The organism is Stenotrophomonas sp. YIM B06876 (assembly GCF_030711595.1).
Classification (GTDB): Bacteria; Pseudomonadota; Gammaproteobacteria; order Xanthomonadales; family Xanthomonadaceae; genus Stenotrophomonas.
On record NZ_JAUJUJ010000346.1, the window covers coordinates 1 to 884 of the forward strand.

At 64.6% G+C, this 884-nt stretch carries 1 protein-coding gene; it reads left to right on the plus strand.

Going from position 1 to position 884, the window contains the following annotated elements; all coding sequences use genetic code 11:
• Window positions 1-644 (plus strand): coproporphyrinogen III oxidase (locus QZH66_RS17195; protein ID WP_305807060.1); only part of this gene is annotated, 644 nt, incomplete at its 5' end.
• Window positions 645-884 lie beyond the last annotated feature (240 nt).

Sequence of the window (884 nt, forward strand, 5' to 3'; positions counted from 1 at the left end):
GCTTTGAAGAAGACGCGGTGCACTTTCACCGCAGCTGCAGCGATGCGCTGGCGCCTTTCGGCGACGACAAATACCCGCGCTTCAAGCAGTGGTGCGATGAATACTTTTTCCTCAAGCACCGCGACGAGCAGCGCGGCGTCGGCGGCATCTTCTTCGATGATTTCTCCGAGCTCGGCTTCGCGCAAAGCCTGGCCATGACGCAGTCGGTCGGCGACGCCTTTCTGGGCGCCTACCTACCGATCGTCGAGCGCCGCCAGGCCATGCCGTATGGCGAGCGCGAGCGGGCCTTCCAGCTCTACCGGCGCGGCCGCTACGTCGAGTTCAACCTGGTCTGGGACCGGGGNACGCAGTCGGTCGGCGACGCCTTTCTGGGCGCCTACCTACCGATCGTCGAGCGCCGCCAGGCCATGCCGTATGGCGAGCGCGAGCGGGCCTTCCAGCTCTACCGGCGCGGCCGCTACGTCGAGTTCAACCTGGTCTGGGACCGGGGCACGCACTTCGGCCTGCAGTCGGGCGGGCGCACCGAATCCATCCTGCTGTCGATGCCGCCGCTGGCCAGCTGGGCCTACCAGCAGACCCCGCAAGCGGGCACGCCCGAGGCCGAACTGACGCAGCGCTATCTGGTGCGGCGCGACTGGCTGTGAGTGTCTGCAAGAGGGCGGGCAAGGCCAAAAGCTATAATTTCAATAGCTGCCAGCGCTTGCCCCATCTGCGCTAAGGCCCAAAAAACCATTAATTGCTGTGAGCGCCTGTGCGCAACACGCCCTGCGCGCCGCGCACGCCAAGCTGGTTGTGCCCCGTGTTGCGCGCTATATTGACTCCCATTACCTCAGAACCACTGCCTGATGACCACCACCTCCAAATCGGAATCCGCCGCCAAGAAA